Source organism: Mesorhizobium sp. M1409, from assembly GCF_040317535.1.
In the GTDB taxonomy this organism is placed as follows: domain Bacteria; phylum Pseudomonadota; class Alphaproteobacteria; order Rhizobiales; family Rhizobiaceae; genus Mesorhizobium.
Genome location: NZ_JAMYKV010000010.1, coordinates 1 through 17977 on the forward strand (window position 1 = coordinate 1; position 17977 = coordinate 17977).

Genomic DNA, 17977 nt, shown 5'->3' on the forward strand with positions numbered 1-17977 from the left:
TGCGGCATGAAAGCCACCGTCTCGGATATCGCCCGCTATTGCGGGCTGTGGGTTGCGGCATGAAAGCCACCGTCTCGGATATCGCCCGCTATTGCGGGCTGTGGGTTGCGGCATGAAAGCCACCGTCTCGGATATCGCGCGCAATTGCGGGCTGTCGACCGCAACGGTCGACAGGGTGCTCAACAACCGGCCGGGTGCGAGCGCCGCCAACCGGCAGCGCGTCATGGAGGCGGCCAAGCAGCTGGGCTATCTGCCGGTCGCCGATCAGGTGACGCTGCCTTCGCGGCCCGCGCACCTCGAATTCCTGCTGCCTATCGGCAGTAATGCCTTCATGCGCGATCTTGCCGGGCATATCGAGGACTACGCCGCGCGCCTGCCGCTCGTCGCCTCGTGCCGGATCCACAATCTCGCTGGCATCTCGCCGAACGCGCTGCAGAGTGCCGTCGAAAATCTCTCACTGCGGGCCAATGGCGTCGGTGTCATCGCCGTCGATCATCCGCGTACGCGCAACATCCTGCGCGACATTGTCGACGCCGGCATGCGCCTGGTGACGCTGGTATCAGATGTTCCGGCGGCACCGCGATCGGCCTATGTCGGCATCGACAACCGGGTGGCGGGACGAACGGCGGCGCTGTTGATGGGACGCTTCCTTGGCGGCCGCACCGGCCATCTGGCGATGGTCGTAGGTTCCCGCTCCTATCGCGGCCACGAGGAACGCGAAATGGGTTTCCGCTCGGTGCTCAATGAAGAGTTTCCCAACCTGACTGTGAGCAGCGCCGTCGAGATCAACGACGAACCCGACGTCAGCTACATCGAAACCATGAAGGCACTGCACAACGAGCCGGAACTGCTGGGCATCTATTGCGTCGGAGCCGGACACTCGGGCGTTGCAAGGGCGATCCGGGAAGCCAGGCCGAACCGCAAGCCGGTGTTCATCTGCCACGACCTTACCAAGGACACGCGCGGCCATCTCGTCGACGATCTGCTCGATGTCGTCATCGACCAGAATGCCAGGCTGATCGCGGAACAGTCGGTCATTCGCCTGCTCGGCTCGATTGCATCCTCGGCGCCCTATCTGACGCGGAAGTTTATCGAGCCGCGGTTGATCTTCAGGGAAAACGTTCCAGTGCAGTGAAGGCGCGTCTGATTGCAGACTGAGCTTTTCCTGCCACAACCCGCAACTTTCGCGGGCGTCACGGCAAATCTGCACAGCAGCTATGCACGATTCATTATTGCCGAATCATTGGGCAAATCGTAGTTTCTGGTTGTCGGCCATCTACTCCTCCCAGATGCGATGCCGACGCTGAATGGGGCGCACCTCCTCCCGCGCCACATTCGAAATCGAGCCCGCTGCCACCTCCTCCCGGCAGCGGGCTTTTTTCGTTCCAGCGACGGTTTGCAACATTGCTCACGTCAAAAGACGCGAGACATCGTTCACTCTCGGTCGCAAGATCGAATAAGGCCAGTCAGCTGCCGCAGTAAGACTTCAGCCGGCAGCGGTGCCTCTGAAGGAGACGATCAGCCCTTCCGCCATGCGGACGAACTGCGCGCTCGGGCCTTCCGTGCCGACGCTCTGAACACTGACACGGGCGCCTTCAAGCAGAAGCGACAGAGTGTCGGCGAGCAACTCGGCCTGGCCGATGCCGGCATCCCTGCACAGCGTCACGAGGCGATCGCGCTGTGCTTCCTTGAGTTCCTTGATCACGCGCCTGGCCGGATGATCGGTCTCGCTCAGTTCGACGGCGGCATTGGCCATATCGCAGCCGCGGCCGTCCGCCCTGAGCATATCGGCGGCAACCCGGACCCAGGCATGCAGTTGCGCCAGCTTGTCGCCAGGGTGCTCGGTTTCGAACTTTTCCCACATTGCACCAGCCTTGCAGGCGGTGGCGCGCAGGCATTGGATGATGAGGTCGTCCTTTGAATCGAAATGACGATAGAGCGTCATCTTGTTGGTTCCGGCGGCCTCAGTGATCGCGTCGATGCCGACGCCCTTGATGCCATGCTTGTGAAACATGTCCTGCGCCGTCTCCAGGATCCTGTCCCGGGGGCGGGCGCGCTCCACAGTGCCGTCTTCCATCAAAACCTCCTTGGTTTCCCAAAAATCCCTCGGTACGCCTCTTGACTAGGGTGTTACCGGTCTGTAACGTCACGAATGTTACTTACTGGTAACACCTATGTCGCCTTTCGTCAATCACAAGGCCGTGATCTGGTCCTACCAGATCAAAACAGGCCAGATCGAGACAGGCGAAAAATTGCAGATCATGCGGCCTCGGCCGGTGAAGAGATGAAAACGGTTCGCGAGCATGGGCTGCGAATCGATAGACAAGGAGCCGGCCAATGCCACAGCGCCGCGATCTTACCATAGATGAAGCCGTCCGGGATCCGATGATCCGGCTGGTCATGAAAGCCGATGGCGTCGACCCGCGCGCCTTCGAGACGATGCTGCGCTCGCTCGCCGATGCACAGCGCCGCGAGGTGCCGTTGCTGCGTTCCCTGGAGGAACACAGTGACGGGCGCGGCCAAAGGCTGTCCAGGGTTGCCAGCGCCTTCGGGCGGGCAAGAGCAGCCGGGGAGGCGTGCGTGTCGTGGTAAACTTTTTCATCCACCGTCCGATCTTCGCCTCGGCGATCGCCATCATCATGGTGCTCGCCGGGACGATTTGTTATTTCCTGCTGCCCGTTTCGCAGTTTCCCGACATCACGCCGCCACAGGTCGTGGTCAGCGCCCACTATCCAGGCGCCAGCGCGCAGGTGGTCGCGGACACCGTGACGACGCCGCTCGAGCAGCAGATCAACGGCGTGCAAGGCATGACCTACATGTCGTCGACGAGCTCCAATGACGGCTCCTCGACCATCACCATCACCTTCGATGTCGGTTATTCGCTCAGCACCGCCGCCGTCGACGTCCAGAACCGCGTCTCGCAGGCTGCCTCATCGCTGCCGGCGATCGTCAACCAGGGCGGCGTGACCATCAAGAAGCAGAATCCGAACTTCGTCCTCATCGTCAACCTGACCTCGCCCGACAGTTCGGTCGATCCGGTGGCGCTGAGCAACCTTGCCTATCTGCAGGTGGTCGATCCGCTGAAGCGGTTGCCCGGCGTCGGCGACGTGCAGATCTTCGGCGAACGGCGATATTCGATGCGCGTCTGGCTCGATCCGGACAAGCTCGCCAATCTCGGCATTACCGCGGTCGACGTTCAAAACGCCATCTCCGAGCAGAACGTCCAGGTGGCGGCCGGCAAGATCGGCCAGTCGCCGGCCCCGGCCGGCACCGCTTTCGAATTGCAGGTCAATGCCGTCGGCCGCTTGAGCGATCCCAAGGAATTCGGCGACATTGTCGTGCGCGCCAACACGGACACCGGCTCGCTTGTCAGGCTGCGCGACGTCGCCCGCATCGAGCTCGGCGCGCTGCAATATTCGTCGTCGGCCTTCTTCGGCAAGGACCCGACAGTGGTGCTCGCCGTCTACCAGATGCCCGGCTCGAACGCGCTCGATCTGCAGCAGCGCGTCAAGGACAAGATGCAGGAGCTTTCGGGCCGTTTCCCGAAGGGCGTCTCCTATGCGATGCACTATGACACGACCCGCTTCGTCTCGGCGTCGATGCATGACGTGCTGATCACGCTCGGCGAAGCGCTGGTGCTGGTCGTCGCCGTGGTGTTCCTTTTCCTTCAGAGCTGGCGCACGACGATCATCCCGACTATCGCCATTCCGGTGTCGCTGGTGGCGACGCTGGTCGTCATGGAGATGCTCGGCTTCTCGCTCAATATGCTCAGCTTGCTCGGCATGGTGCTGGCGATCGGCCTCGTCGTCGACGATGCCATCGTCGTGGTCGAAAACGTCGAGCGGCAGCTGGAGGCCGGGCTCAGACCGCTGGCGGCGACGAAGGCCGCGATGGCCGAGGTCACCGGTCCGATCATCGCCACCACAGCCGTGCTGATGGCGGTGTTCGTGCCGGTCGCCTTCATTCCGGGCGTCTCCGGCAAGCTCTACAACCAGTTCGCGCTGACGGTGGCGATTTCCGTCGGCATCTCCGCCTTCAACTCGCTGACGCTCAGCCCCGCGCTCAGTGCCGCTTTCCTGCGGCATCGCGAGCCGACGCAGTTCGTGCTGTTCCGCTGGTTCAACACCGGCTTCGACAGGCTGTCGCATGCCTATGCCAATGGCGTGCGCATTCTCATCCGCTTGCGTTGGATCATGCTCGGCCTGTTCGCCGCCGGACTGGTCGCCACTTACTTCGTCTGGCAGCGACTGCCCTCGACATTCCTTCCGGTCGAGGACCAGGGCTATTTCTTCGTCGTCATCCAGTTGCCCGACGGCGCTTCGCTGGAACGCACCGACGCGGTGGCGCAGAAGGCGCGCGACATCCTGCAGGCAACGCCCGGCGTCGACATCGTCGGCTCGATCAGCGGACTGAACTTCCTGACCAGTGCCGCCCAGTCGAATTCGGCGGTCGAATTCGCCATCCTCAAGCCATGGGAGGAACGCGGTCCCGACCAGAGCGCCTCGAAACTCGTCGCCGACGTGCGCGGCAAGCTGATGCAGATTCCGGAAGCCTTCGCGCTGAGCTTCGATCCGCCCTCGATCCCCGGTATCGGCACCACGGGCGGCTTCGAGTTCGTCGTCGAGGATCTCACCGGTCGCGGCAGTTCAGCCCTCAACGATGCGACGCAAGCCGTGATCGCCGAGGCGCGCAAGCAGCCGGAGATCAATCCGCAGCAGCTGTTCTCGCCGTTCTCGACCTCGACGCCGCAGTTCAACTACGACCTCGACCGCAGCAAGGCCAAGCTGCTCGGCCTCAACCTGCCCGATGTGTTCAGCACGCTGCAGATCTATCTCGGCTCACTCTACGTGAACGATTTCAACCTGTTCGGCCGCACCTTCCGTGTGACCATCCAGGCTGACAAGGATGCACGTGCGGGTGCCGCCGACATTTCGCGGCTCTATGTGCGCAATGCCTCCGGCGGCATGGTGCCGCTCAGCACGCTGGGCAAACTCGTGCCCTTCGTCGGCCCGGAAACCGTGCCGCACTACAACAACAACGCCTCGGCCTCGATCAATGGCGGCGCTGCACCCGGCTTCTCCTCGGGCCAGGCGGTCGCCGCGATGGAACGGGCCGCTGCCACCGCGCTGCCCAGGGATTTCGGTTTCGAATGGACCGGCATCACCTTCCAGGAGCTCAAGGCAGGATCGATCGCGTCCGTCGTCTTCGGCCTCGCCATCGTCTTCGTCTTCCTGATCCTGGCGGCGCAGTATGAAAGCTGGGCGATGCCGTTCATGGTGCTGCTGGCGGTGCCGCTCGCTCTGTTCGGCGCGTTCGTGGTGCTGTGGGCGCGCGGCATGCAGATCGACGTCTACTCGCAGATCGGCTTCGTCATGCTGATCGGCCTGGCGGCGAAGAACGCGATCCTGATCGTCGAGTTCGCAAGGCGACGGCGCGAGGAAGGCTTGAGCATTGTCGAGGCGGCGATGGAAGCCGCACGGCTCAGGCTGCGGCCGATCCTGATGACGGCCTTCGCCTTCATCCTCGGCGTGCTGCCGCTGATGTTTGCGACCGGCGCCGGTGCCGCGAGCCGGCAGTCGATCGGCACCACCGTCTTCGGCGGCATGGTCGCCGCGACCATCCTGTCGCTGGTGTTCGTGCCGGTGTTCTACGCGGTCATCGAACAGCTGCGCGAACGCCGCGGCAATGACGAGCCCGCTACTCAAGACAATGAGCCAACGACTGACCACGCCTTCCCGCCCCTGGCGGAAGCGGCCGAATAAGATTGGAGACTGATCATGCGTAAATGGAAAATCGCGTTGGGAACAGCCGTCGCGCTGGGTGCGATCTCGGTGGCCAGTGTCCACCTGCTCGACATGGGCAACCTTAGCCTCAATGCCGGCACGGCCGGTGCCGCACCCGCTCCGGCGGCGTTCGTCATGCCGGTGCCGGTGGTCAGCGTCGTCAGGAAGACGATCCCGATCTACCTCGACTACGCCGCGCGGACGGAACCGATCCGCAGCATCACGTTGCAAGCCAGGATTCCAGGCTATCTGCAGGAACAGACCGCTGCTGACGGCGTTGACGTCCGGCAAGGCGATCTTCTCTACAAGATATCGCCTGACGACTTCCAGGCCGCTCTTGACCAGGCGAAGGCGCAGGTGCAGCGCGACATGGCGACGCTCGACTATGCCCGCTCCAATCTTGGCCGTGGCACCGAGCTCGCCAAGAGCGGTTACCTCGCCAAGGATGGCTTCGACCAGCGCACCAGCACCTTGCGCGAGGCACAGGCGTCGCTCGCGCTCAACCAGGCGGCGGTCCGCACGGCAGAGCTCAATTTGAGCTATGCCGAAATCCGGGCGCCGTTTGGCGGACGCCTGGGCCGCAACCAGGCCTCTGTCGGAACGCTGGTCAGCGTCGCCGGCACGGTGCTCAACACGCTGGTGCAGCTCGATCCGATCTACGTCACCTTCAATCCGAGCGAGACGGATCTGGCCGAGATCGAGCAGGCCCGCGCCAACGGCCCGATCGAGGTCGAGGTGCTGCTTCCCGGCCAGACCGAGGCGAGCCAGAAGGGCGAGCTGACCTTCATCGACAATTCGGTCGACCGTTCGACCGGCACCATCACCGCGCGAGCGACGATCGGCAATGGCAAGTTCACCCTGTTGCCCGGCCAATATGTTCGTGTCCGGCTGCATGTGAGGCAGCAGCCCGATGCGCTCATGGTGCCGCAGACGGCGCTGGGCTCGAGCCAGCTCGGCAAATATCTCTATGTCGTCGGCAAGGGCAACACGGTCGACCAGCGGCTGGTTTCGCTCGGCCCGACGAGCGGCGGTCAGGTCGCCATCTTGAGCGGCGTCGCCGAGGGCGATCAGGTCATCACGGGCAATCTGCAGAAGATCGGACCCGGAATGCCTGTATCGCCAATGCCGGAAAAGCCGGCCACCTGAACACCCCCGTCAGGACCGGCTTCAGCGCGGCGCCCCGGCCTTCCCACAGGTCGCGGGCGCCGTTTTCGTGAGCAATTCCACGAGGCGGGCGACATCGGCGCGGTCGGCCTTGGCCGGCTGCTTCAGCGGCCGCGCAGTCTGAGGCTGAAGAGGCAACATTCCAGCGGTCCCCAAGAATCCAAAGATGACCTCTTGTTAGATTGTCGACAATCTGCTTGTCTTGCTTTCGGTTACCTTGGGAGCAGCCGAATGGGGAAAGCGGACTTCAGTCCGATTGCGGACACGACGCGCCGCGCCGAGATTGTCGCGCTGCTGCGGCGCGCGATCCTGACCGGGCAGCTCGAACCCGGCCAGAAGCTCAACGAGCTTAGGATTTCCGAACAGATGCGGGTCAGCCGCGCGCCGCTGCGCGAGGCGATGCGCGAGCTGGTCCAGGAAGGCATCCTGACCAGCATTCCCTATGCCGGCACCTTCGTCATCGAGGTCACGGCCAAGGACATCGACGACGCCTATTCGTTCAACAAGGTGATGGACGAGCTGGCCATCGAGCGGGCGTGGCCGCTGCGCGACCAGCGCTTCTTCGACGAGCTCGACCGGCGCCACGAAGCAGTGAAGCAGGCGACCCGTGAGTTGGACACGACGCGCCAAATCGAAACCGCGCTGCAACTGCATGGCCTGATCTACGAATGGGCCGACAATTCGGTGCTGCTGGAAACCTGGCATCGGCTGACCAGCCGGCTGCAGATGTATTTTGCGCTCCACCAGCATGCCCGCAATGAGCCGGTGCCGGCCGAAGACGCTCACGAAACCTATGTGCGGTTGCTGAAGGGCAAGGACATGCGTGCAGCGCAACGCCATGCCAGGGAGCACATCGATCTCGATTTCGAGGAGTTGCTTTCCTACGCGCGCGGCCTCGAACAACGCCCATCGAAGGGCGCCTGACCCGTTCCCAACATCACAGACAACGGAAAAGACACGTGCAGATCGAAATCATCAAAGCCTACCATGTCGTGCAGCCCTTCGTGGACGGGCCCTACCGCATGTCGAAGGGGCGCGTTGCCGACGCCTTCGACGCGGTGATCGTGTCGATTACATCAGACAGCGGCATCACCGGCTGGGGCGAAATGGCGCCGCTCGGTAATTTCTACTCGCCCGCCTTCGCCGCCGGCGTCCGTGCCGGCGTGGTGGAGATCGCGCCGCATCTGATCGGCCAAGAGCCGCGCGGACTGGCCGGCATTGGCCGGCTGATGGACACGGTGTTCAAGGGCCATCCCTACATCAAATCGGCGCTCGACATGGCCTGCTGGGATCTCGCCGCACGTGCCGCCGACGTGCCGCTGGTGACACTGCTCGGCGGCCGGGAGAGCGAGACCACCGAACTCTACAAGGTCGTCACCCATGGCAGCGTCGACGCCATGGCCGCGCTGGCCAAGCGCATCGTCAAGGACGGCTTTCACCGGCTGCAGGTCAAGGTCGGCGGCAATGTCCATGACGACATCGAGCGCGTCACTGCGGTCGCCGCTTCGGTGCCGAAAGGCACGGTCATCTTCTGCGACGCCAATGCCGGCTGGACACCCTACCAGGCGCGCCAGTTCGCCGATGCGACGCGCGCCATCGACTACACGTTCGAGCAGCCCTGCACGACGATCGACGAATGCATGTCGGTGCGCCGCTCGCTCGACAAGCCGATGGTGCTCGACGAGTCCGTCGCCTCGCTGGATGACATGCTCGACATCCGTCGCAAGGGTGCGGCCGACGGGCTGACCTTGAAGATTTCGCGGCTCGGCGGCGTCAGCAAGACACGCCAGATCCGCGACCTCGCCGTCGACCTCGGTTTCATGATCACCGTCGAGGACACCGGCGGCGCCGAGATCGACACCGCTGCCATGGCGCATCTGTCGCTGTCGACGCCCGAAGAGCGCCGGCTGCACGCGATCGCCTTCCATGAATGGGTGACCGTGCGCACGGCGTCGAACGTGCCCCCGGTCACCGGCAGCCGCATGGGCATTCCGGACGGACCGGGCCTTGGCATCGACGTCGTTCCCGACCTGCTCGGAAAACCTTTCTTCGAGGTCGGTCGCTGAGATGAAAATCCGCGGCATCAAAGCCACGCCGATCAGCTTGCGCCTCGAAGCGCTCTATGCCTGGGCGTTCGGCGAGTTCGACGGGTTTTCACCGACCATTGTCGAGGTGGAGGATGGGAGCTTGCTCGGGACATAGCGCGGCGCGTACCCTCCCGAAGGCAGGGAGGGCTATCGATGGATCTTTTCAAACTTAAAGGCGATGTCGCGCTGGTCACGGGCGCCGGCAGCGGCATCGGCCAGGCGATCGCGATCGGGCTGGCCGAGGCGGGTGCCGACGTCGCCTGTTTCGGCCATGCCTCGAAAGGTGGACTGGACGAAACCGCGCACCGGATCACGGCACTCGGCCGCAAGGCGCTCGTGCTGGCCGGCACGGTGACGTCTGAGGGTGATCTCGCGGCGGCGATCGAACGCGTCGAGAGCGAACTCGGTGCGCTGACCGTCGCCGTCAACAATGCCGGCATTGCCGGCTCCGAGCCGGCCGAGACGCTGTCGCTGGAGACATGGCGGAAGGTGCACGAGGTGAATGTCGCCGGCGTCTTCCTGTCCTGCCAGGCCGAGGCCCGCAAGATGCTGGCGCGACGCAAGGGCTCGATCATCAACATCGCCTCGATGTCCGGCACCATCGTCAACCGCGGCCTGACGCAGGCGCACTACAATTCCTCGAAAGCCGCCGTCATCCACATGTCGAAGAGCCTCGCCATGGAGTGGGCCGACCGTGGGCTGCGGGTCAACGTCGTCAGCCCGGGTTACACGCTGACGCCGATGAACAAGCGGCCGGAGGTGGCGGAAGGGGTCAAGATCTTCAAGCGCGACACGCCGATGGGGCGCATGGCGGCGCCGGAGGAAATGGTCGGACCGACAGTGTTCCTGGCCAGCCGCGCATCGAGCTTCGTTACCGGCCTCGACCTGATTGTCGATGGCGGCTACGTCTGCTGGTAAGGCTTTTCGTGGACCGGGTGCCGTGACCGACTTCGCCCTCAGTCTGGAATTCCGCAGTGCGCAGAGGCGTCAGCCGTTGCGCCGCATGAACGTTGGTATATATACTTTCATCCTATGAAACGGCGTCGACGAGGATGGAGCTCGCCGGCCGAGATCATGGGATTTTGATGGCTCGCACGTCTCAGAGCGCCGCCGGAGCGGCGATCGATCCGTTGACGATTGCTCGCGCAGCAATCCATCCGATGCCATGACGCGGATCCACCCGATATCACACCATCACCAGATTGAGCACCATTTTGCCTGCGCCGATCGCGGCTGCAGCATGGGCATGGTGCGAACGAGCTTGCGTAACGACCAGCCTTTCCAACACAATTAAGCAAAGACGCAAGAAGGGAACGACTGAAAACATCCACATGGTTTGATAGGAGAACCAAGCATGTCATTTCGCAGTGTGATTTCGAATCTATCAATGGGAGCCTTCGCGCTTGCCGCCGCAAGTGCGCTTACATCGCCGGCCCAAGCCGCCGCACCGGAATCCAACGACCCGATCAAGATCGCGCTGTTCGACTGGACCAGCGTCAATCTGAACGCCAAGATCCTCGGCGGCATCCTGGAAAAACTCGGCTACACTGTAGAATATCCGACCGCCGACTACCTCTCCAGCCTGACCACGGGTCTCACCAATGGCGATCTCGATGTCGGCCTGGAGTTCTGGGACACGACCGCCGGCGAGGCGATGAAGGCTTCCGATGCGACCGGCCAGACCGAACGGCTGGGCAAGCTCGGACCTAAGGCCAAGGAAGAGTGGTGGTTTCCCGAATACATGAAGGAGAAGTGTCCGGGCCTGCCCAATTGGGAAGCGCTGAAGGAGCCGAAATGCGCCGAAGCCTTTTCAACGGCGGAGACCGCACCGAAGGGCCGTTATCTCGGCGGCCCGGTAACATGGGAAGGCTTTGACGACGAGCGCGTCGAGGCGCTGAAGCTGCCCTTCACCGTCATCCATGCCGGCACCGACGCGGCGATGTTCGCCGAACTGGACTCCGCCTATCAGCGCAAGGCGCCGATCATGCTGTGGATCTATTCGCCGCATTGGGCGCCGGCCAAATACAAGGGCGAATGGGTCGAATTCCCCGAATATACGCCCGAGTGCTACAACGATCCGAAATGGGGCACCAACCCCGACGCCAAATACGATTGCGGCAAGCCGCATGGCGAGATCTGGAAGTACTCCTGGGCCGGCATGAAGGACAAATGGCCGGTCGCCTACAAGGTGGCGAAGGCCTACACGGTCGACACCGACGAACTCAACAAGATGAGCGGCGACATCGATCTCGGCGGCAAGACGCCCGAAGACGTCGCCGCCGCCTGGATTGCTGCCCACGAGGCCGACTGGAAAGCCTGGGCGCAGTAATCGTTCCAACTGGAAAAATGAGACCCGGCTGTTGATCAGCCGGGTCTCAATTCTTGATGTTCCAGAAGGACGTTTGAATGACGGACAAGACTGAACAGGGACCAAGCGCGGCGGGCACGCCAAAGGATGCCCGCCCGATAAAGCTTGCCTGCCGCAATGTCTGGAAGCTGTTCGGATCGAACGCGGCCAACTTCATCCGCGAACGCGACGGCAAGGCCAGCATGGCCGATGTCACTGCCGCCGGACTGGTCGGCGCGGTGCGCGCCGTCGACCTCGAAATCCGCCAGGGCGAGATCTTCATCATCATGGGCCTGTCGGGCTCCGGCAAGTCGACGCTGGTGCGCTGCATGTCCAGGCTGGTCGAGCCGACCCACGGCAAGGTCGAATTCGAGGGCAAGGACCTCCTGAAAATCTCGGATGCCGCGCTCATCGAACTGCGGCGACACCGCATGGGCATGGTGTTCCAGAATTTTGCGCTTCTGCCGCATCTCAACGTGCTGGAGAACATCGCCTTCCCGCTCAGCATCCAGGGGCAGGACCGGGCGACGCGCGAGGCACGGGCCCGCGAGGTCATCGAGCTTGTCGGCCTGCGCGGTCGGGAACATTTCTATCCGCGCGAGCTTTCCGGGGGCCAGCAGCAGCGTGTCGGCATCGCCCGCAGCCTGGCGACAAAACCGGAGATCTGGTTTCTCGACGAGCCGTTCTCGGCGCTCGATCCGCTGATCCGGCGCGAGATGCAGGACGAGCTGATGCGGCTGCAGACCATGCTGCACAAGACCATCGTCTTCATCACCCATGATTTCGACGAAGCCATCCGGCTGGCCGACCGCATCGCCATCATGAAGGACGGCGAGGTCATCCAGATCGGCACGCCGGAGGAGCTGGTGGTCAATCCGGCGACCGACTATGTCGCCGAGTTCACCCGCGACGTCGACCGCGCCAAGGTGATCTCGGCACGCAGCCTGATGCGCGCCTGCGACGGCTCGGAGCATGGCGGCACGGTGGCGCCGGATGCCAAGATCGCAAGCTTCTCGGCCGGTATCGTTGCCGCCAACAAGCCGTTCGCGGTGGTCAACGGCACCGGCAAGCCGATCGGCGAGGTGACGCCGCAAGCGGTGATCGATCTGCTGGTCGGCATCGACCGCTCGAGGGCCGGCGCATGACGGTGACGGCAAGCGCCAGCGAGGCAAGGTCGCGCCCGATTCAGGTCTGGCTGCTGGTCTGGGCGTTCGCGCTTGCCGCCGTGCTTGTCGTGTTCCTGCTGCAGGACCGGCTGCCCTGGGCCGTCAACTATCCGGCAAGCGCGGTTGTGCCGGTCGCCGACTGGGTCAGCGCGCTGATGCGCTGGATCAAGTCGAACCTGTCGTGGCTGACCCGCTCGATCACCGCGGTGCTCGGCGTGCCGCTCGATTTCGCGCTTAACCTACTGGCCAAGAATTTCAAGATCGGCCATGGCACTGATGCCTATGTCCTGCCGCGCCTGTCCTGGGTCGGTGCCTGCGCTGCCGCTTTCCTTGCTGGACATGCCGTTGGCGGCCGGAAACTCAGCCTGCTGGTTGGTGGCTGCTTCCTCTACATCGCGCTGTTCGGCCAATGGACCAGCGCCATGCTGACGCTGGCGCTGATCTCCATCGCCGTGCCGTTCTGCATCGTCACCGGGCTGTTCGCCGGCATCTGGGCGTGGCGCAAGCCATGGGCGGAAAGGCTCATCGTCTCCCCGGCGCTCGACCTGATGCAGACGATCCCGACCTTCGCCTACCTGATCCCAATGCTGCTGCTGTTCGGCAACAGCCCGGTCTCGGCGATGATCGCCACCGCAATCTTCGCCACCCCGCCGATGGTGCGGGCGACGATGCTGGGCCTGTCGCGGGTGCCGTCGGAGATCGACGATTTCAGCGAAATGGCCGGCTGCACGGCGCGGCAGAAACTGTGGCGGGTGCTGCTGCCGTCGGCGCGACCGACACTGATGGTCGGCGTCAACCAGGTGATCATGCTGGCGCTGAACATGGTGATCATCGCCTCGATGATCGGCGCCGGTGGCCTCGGCTACGACGTGCTTCTGGCACTGCGCGCGCTGAAGGTCGGCGAAGCGATGGAAGCCGGTCTCGCCATCGTCGCGCTCGCCGTCGCGCTCGACCGGCTGAGTCAGGCCATCGCGCACAAGCAGGCCAAGGGTCATGTCCATCAGGAGATGAGCCCGAGCCTCTGGCGGCGCTACCCCAATCTGACGCCGGCCATCGCCATCCTTGTCGTGACAACGCTGCTCGGCCTGTTCGTGCCGACCTTCGCGGCGGTGCCGAAGGCGATCACCTTCACCACCGCGCCGCTGTGGAAGGCGGCCGTGAACTGGATAACGATCAATTTCTTCGATGCGATCGAGGCGTTTCGCGTGGCACTGATCCTCAACGTGCTGAACCCGCTGCGCGCCTTTTGCGAAGGCTTTCCGTGGCTGGGTGCCGTCTTCCTGCTCGGCCTCGCCGGCTACCAGCTCTCCGGCCTGCGTCTAGCCGCCCTGATCGCCGCTCTGACCGCCTTCTGCGCCATCACCGGCCTGTGGGAAAAAACCATGGCGACCGTCTATCTCTGCGGCATCTCGGCCTTCATCGCTTGCCTGATCGGTATCCCCATCGGGCTGATGGCCTCGCGTAGCGACCGCTTCGAAAAGATCGTCACCCCGCTCATCGACACGCTGCAGGTGCTGCCGTCCTTCTGTTTCATCATTCCGGTGGTGATGCTGTTCCGGGTCGGCGACGTCACGGCGATGATCGCAACGATAGCCTTCGCCGTGGTGCCGGCGATCCGCTACACCAATCATGGCATCAGGCAGGTGCCGCCGGCGCTGATCGAGGCCGCCAAGGTTTCCGGCTGCACGCCGCGCCAGACCTTCTTTCGCGTGCAACTGCCGCTGGCACTGCCGGAAATCATGCTCGGCGTCAACCAGACGATCCTGATGGCGCTGGCGATGATCATCATCTGCGCCATGGTCGGCACGCGCGATCTCGGCCAGGAAGTATTCATCGCCCTGTCCAAGGCAGATTCCGGCCGCGGCATCGTCGCCGGCCTGGCGATCGCGTTCATCGGCATCGTCGCCGACCGGCTGTTCAGCGCCTGGACGGCAAGGGCACGGGCAAGGCTAGGGTAGCTTGAGGCGCGACGGCTATTCCGCCGCCACGCCTTTGACTTCCAGATAGCTCTCCATCGAATCGTCCAGCGCCTGCAGCCACGGCGTATGGTGCAGCGGCGCCATGGTGCCGGTCATCAACGAACGGTAGGCGTGGTCGCGGAAGCTCATAATGTCTTCCACCTTGTGGTGTTCCCACTCCATGAAGGTCTGGTTGACCGCCTCGACATCGAAACCGGGATAGTCGGTCTGGTCCATCAATTCCTTGGTGTAGTCGCCCTGGAACCAGATCATCTGCTCGGCGTCTTCCAGCGTTTCCTCGCGCGCGCGCCACTTCGCGCCGTGCTCGGCCATCGCCTCGGCGGACGGCAGCTTGATGCGGCCCAGGATGACGTCTCGCGCGAACCATGCCTGCGCGTCGAACATATTGAAGGTGTAGAACTGGTCCTGCATGCCGATATAAGAAAGCTGCGGGTTCTTCTCCCAGACGACGCCTTCATAGAGATCGAGCGGCCACATGCGGTTGGCGGTCTTGAGCTTCAAATCGTCGGTCAGGAACGGGAAGGAATGCAGGTAGCCGGTGCACAGGATGATGGCGTCGACGTCCTTGGTGGTGCCATCCTTGAAATGCGCCGTCTTGCCGACGACCTTCTGCAGCAGCGGCACCTCTTTCCAATTCTCCGGCCATTTGAAGCCCATCGGCTTCGAGCGGTAGCTGGAGGTGATCGATTTGGCACCGTATTTGTAGCATTGCGAGCCGATGTCCTCGGCCGAATAGGAACGGCCGATGATCAGGATGTCCTTGCCCTTGAACTCCATAGCGTCGCGGAAGTCGTGGCTGTGCAGGATGCGGCCGTTGAAGGTCGAGAAACCCTCGAAGTATGGCACGTTGGGCACCGAGAAATGCCCGGAGGCGACGACGACGTTGTCGAACTCTTCCGAGTAGGTGACGTCGTTGGTGCGGTCATGCGCGGTGACCGTGAATTTTTTCGTCGTGTCAGAAAAGGTGACCATGCGCACCGGGCTGTTGAAGCGCACCCATTTGCGCACACCTGATTTTTCGACGCGGCCCTTGATGTAGTCCCACAGCACGGCGCGCGGCGGATAGGAGCCGATCGGCCGGCCGAAATGCTCCTCGAAAGTGTAGTCGGCGAATTCCAGGCATTCCTTCGGGCCGTTCGACCAGAGGTAGCGGTACATCGAGCCGTGCACCGGATCGCCATGCTCGTCGAGACCGGTGCGCCAGGTGTAGTTCCACAGGCCGCCCCAGTCCGACTGCTTTTCGAAGCAGACGATCTCGGGAATGTCGGCGCCCTTGTCGGCCGCCGACTTGAAGGCCCTGAGCTGTGCCAGGCCGGATGGCCCGGCTCCGATGACGGCAACGCGACTTTTCATTGCAGGCCTCCCGATCTGATTTCGGCTTTTGTCTTGACGCAATCCCCAAGGGAAAGCGCTATGGGCTTTTCCCGGGAAAACCGGTTTACGCTTTTCCTGGAATTGCTCTTACGAAACAAATTTCACTCACAGGACAGTAATTGGCCGTTTCGTGCTGTCAACAGGCCGGTGCTGAAACAAGGTTGCACCGTGGTGGATTTTCGCAAAAAACTGGCGCGGCCAAACGCGGGATCACGCGCATGCGCCTTCAGGCAACTTGCCGTCGCAGTTGCTCTGCTGTATCGGCAGCTTACATGTTCACCTAGAGTGAAATAAATCCGCGGAGTCCCGGGGCCGACATGGCGAAGACAGTTTCCGATTCCAAGGCTGATCCTGCGGCCGCGAAAGCCAAGCCGCTGCCAAAGGTTTCGGCCGACGGGAAGACCATCCGCGCGCCGCTGACGCAGAACCCGCATGCCATTCGCGACACGCGCGAAAAAGTGCTGGAGGTCGCGATCGGCCGCGAGGTGCGGGCTTTCCGCAAGAAGCTCGGTATCACCGTCGCCGACCTGGCGGTCGCCACCGACATTTCGCTAGGCATGCTGTCCAAGATCGAGAACGGCATCACCTCGCCGTCGCTGACCACCTTGCAGGCACTGTCGCGGGCGCTCGGGGTTCCCGTGACCGCCTTCTTCCGCCGCTTCGAGGAAGAGCGCAGCGCCGTCTTCGTCAAGGCCGGCCAAGGTCTCGATGTCGAGCGCCGCGGCACCCGCGCCGGCCACCAGTACAATTTGCTCGGCCATATCGGCTCCAACACCAGCGGCGTCGTCGTCGAACCCTATCTGATCACGCTGACCGAGGATTCGGATGTGTTCCCGACCTTCCAGCATGAGGGCATGGAGTTCCTCTATATGCTCGAGGGCGAGGTCGTTTACCGGCACGGCAGCAACCTCTACCCGATGAAGCCCGGCGACAGCCTGTTTTTCGACGCCGATGCACCGCACGGGCCCGAACAGCTGACCAAACTGCCGATGCGCTATCTCTCGATCATCTGCTATCCGCAGAGTGCGAGTTAGTCCGGCCCAAACCCCGGGCTCGTCAGGCTGCCATCATCGAGCTTCGACAGCCATTCGACCAACGCCGGGCGATAGCGTGTCAGGCCCTTGTAGTTGGCCAGTTCGTCGGGCAGGTCGCGGATGACGCGGTGCAGGCGCCGCGCCCATTTCGGCTGGGTCACCAGTTCGTCCATCTTGATCAGGTAGCAGCGGATCGGAAAGACGATGCCGTTCGAGCGCGGCAGGCGCCAGAAGCTCTGCAGTTCGACCCGCAGATGCACCTTGTCGCCGACATTTTCGGGCGTCACCGTCGCCCGGTCCGGACCCCATTTGTGATAGTTCTCAGGGCTCGTATCGAGGCGTGGATTGACGGTCATCGTCCAGTTCAGGCGCCGCGCCGGCTTGCCTTGCTGGATGTTGGTGAGGAATTTCAGCGCCCTGACGAAAATCCCCTTCTCATGCGCCAGCGGCACCGGCGCGTGCCATTCGAAGAAGTTCATGCCGATGTCGAAATCGAGTGACCAGTCGGCCTGGGTGGTGACCATGCCGGCATCCATCCACAGATTGCCGTCGCGCTGGTCGAGGATGCAGAAATCGCCCTGGCTCTGGCGAGTGATGTACTCCATCGGTCCGTAAGGCAATGTCGAGGTGTCGCCGAAGGTGAAGGTGTCATCGATGCCGAGCGGCCGGTTGATCCAGCGCCAGCGGTCGCCATCGCGCGTCAGCGTGAAGTGCTCGGGATAGCCTAATGCCTGCTGCTCCATCAGGAGTTCGAGCAGGTCCCAGCCGGCCAGCGTCATGTGCGGCAGCGACTGGCAGCGCAGCGGATCCTCGGCCAACACCAAGGCACGGTCCTGCATCTCGGCGACATAGTGCTCGTCGACGTCGATCAGGTTTTCCAGCACGCTGCCCTTCGGCCCGACGACATGCGGCTCGATGTTCACCGCGTACATGTAGGCATCTTCGTGGAACGGGAACGGAAACCGCCTTATGTGTTCCGGGCTGTTCTTGAAGGTGAAATCGTCGCGGAACGTTTCCTTGCGAAAGGTGATGCCCATGATTTC

15 protein-coding genes are annotated in these 17977 nt (G+C 63.0%); 12 read left to right on the plus strand and 3 right to left on the minus strand.

From position 1 onward, the window contains the following. Positions 1-112: 112 nt before the first annotated feature. On the plus strand, positions 113-1135 hold the full coding sequence (locus tag NKG99_RS10760) for a LacI family DNA-binding transcriptional regulator (RefSeq protein ID WP_352867090.1): 1023 nt from the start codon (positions 113-115) through the stop codon (positions 1133-1135). A gap of 351 nt (positions 1136-1486) precedes the next feature. Here NKG99_RS10760 and NKG99_RS10765 read toward each other — a convergent pair whose 3' ends face one another. Then, positions 1487-2077, minus strand: coding sequence for a TetR/AcrR family transcriptional regulator (locus tag NKG99_RS10765; protein ID WP_352626440.1), 591 nt, complete (start codon positions 2075-2077; stop codon positions 1487-1489). 260 nt (positions 2078-2337) lie between these two features. On the opposite strand from NKG99_RS10765, the gene NKG99_RS10770 reads away from it, so the two are divergent. The 10 genes from NKG99_RS10770 (at position 2338) to NKG99_RS10815 (ending at position 14505) form a co-directional block, all read left to right on the plus strand. Beyond that, positions 2338-2592 (plus strand): hypothetical protein, encoded by a 255-nt coding sequence (locus tag NKG99_RS10770; protein WP_352867094.1) that lies wholly within the window; start codon positions 2338-2340, stop codon positions 2590-2592. After that, positions 2586-5762: an efflux RND transporter permease subunit gene (locus NKG99_RS10775; RefSeq protein WP_352867096.1), complete on the plus strand. Its 3177-nt coding sequence runs from the start codon at positions 2586-2588 to the stop codon at positions 5760-5762. Before NKG99_RS10770 ends, NKG99_RS10775 begins: the two co-directional genes overlap by 7 nt. Positions 5763-5777: 15 nt before the next feature. Next, complete coding sequence (locus tag NKG99_RS10780; protein WP_352867099.1) at positions 5778-6929, plus strand: efflux RND transporter periplasmic adaptor subunit; 1152 nt, start codon at positions 5778-5780, stop codon at positions 6927-6929. Positions 6930-7178: 249 nt separating this feature from the next. Next, entirely contained in the window at positions 7179-7871 is a 693-nt protein-coding gene (locus NKG99_RS10785) for a GntR family transcriptional regulator (protein ID WP_352867101.1), read from the plus strand. 35 nt (positions 7872-7906) lie between these two features. Then, the gene (locus NKG99_RS10790; protein ID WP_352867103.1) at positions 7907-9013 is read left to right on the plus strand and encodes a mandelate racemase/muconate lactonizing enzyme family protein; all 1107 of its coding nucleotides are present in this window, start codon (positions 7907-7909) and stop codon (positions 9011-9013) included. Between the two features lies 1 nt (position 9014). After that, positions 9015-9149, plus strand: coding sequence for a hypothetical protein (locus tag NKG99_RS10795; protein WP_352867105.1), 135 nt, complete (start codon positions 9015-9017; stop codon positions 9147-9149). A 38-nt stretch (positions 9150-9187) separates the two neighbouring features. After that, the gene (locus NKG99_RS10800) at positions 9188-9952 is read left to right on the plus strand and encodes an SDR family oxidoreductase (RefSeq protein ID WP_352867107.1); all 765 of its coding nucleotides are present in this window, start codon (positions 9188-9190) and stop codon (positions 9950-9952) included. Positions 9953-10388: 436 nt separating this feature from the next. Continuing rightward, positions 10389-11363 carry an ABC transporter substrate-binding protein gene (locus NKG99_RS10805; RefSeq protein ID WP_352867110.1) on the plus strand — a complete coding sequence of 325 codons (975 nt, stop codon included), beginning with the start codon at positions 10389-10391 and terminating at the stop codon, positions 11361-11363. A 77-nt stretch (positions 11364-11440) separates the two neighbouring features. Continuing rightward, positions 11441-12526, plus strand: a complete 1086-nt coding sequence (locus tag NKG99_RS10810) for a quaternary amine ABC transporter ATP-binding protein (protein WP_352867113.1) — start codon at positions 11441-11443, stop codon at positions 12524-12526. Continuing rightward, complete coding sequence (locus NKG99_RS10815; protein ID WP_352867115.1) at positions 12523-14505, plus strand: ABC transporter permease; 1983 nt, start codon at positions 12523-12525, stop codon at positions 14503-14505. The genes NKG99_RS10810 and NKG99_RS10815 overlap by 4 nt, the downstream gene beginning before the upstream one ends. Positions 14506-14520: 15 nt before the next feature. Here the strand turns inward: NKG99_RS10815 and NKG99_RS10820 are convergent, their stop codons facing one another. Beyond that, positions 14521-15879: a trimethylamine monooxygenase gene (locus NKG99_RS10820; RefSeq protein WP_352867117.1), complete on the minus strand. Its 1359-nt coding sequence runs from the start codon at positions 15877-15879 to the stop codon at positions 14521-14523. A 338-nt stretch (positions 15880-16217) separates the two neighbouring features. Here NKG99_RS10820 and NKG99_RS10825 point away from each other — a divergent pair, with 338 nt between their 5' ends. After that, entirely contained in the window at positions 16218-16934 is a 717-nt protein-coding gene (locus NKG99_RS10825) for a helix-turn-helix domain-containing protein (RefSeq protein ID WP_352867119.1), read from the plus strand. Here NKG99_RS10825 and NKG99_RS10830 read toward each other — a convergent pair. Then, positions 16931-17971, minus strand: coding sequence for a heme-dependent oxidative N-demethylase family protein (locus NKG99_RS10830; protein WP_352867121.1), 1041 nt, complete (start codon positions 17969-17971; stop codon positions 16931-16933). The two genes, NKG99_RS10825 and NKG99_RS10830, sit on opposite strands and share 4 nt — an antisense overlap. Positions 17972-17977 lie beyond the last annotated feature (6 nt).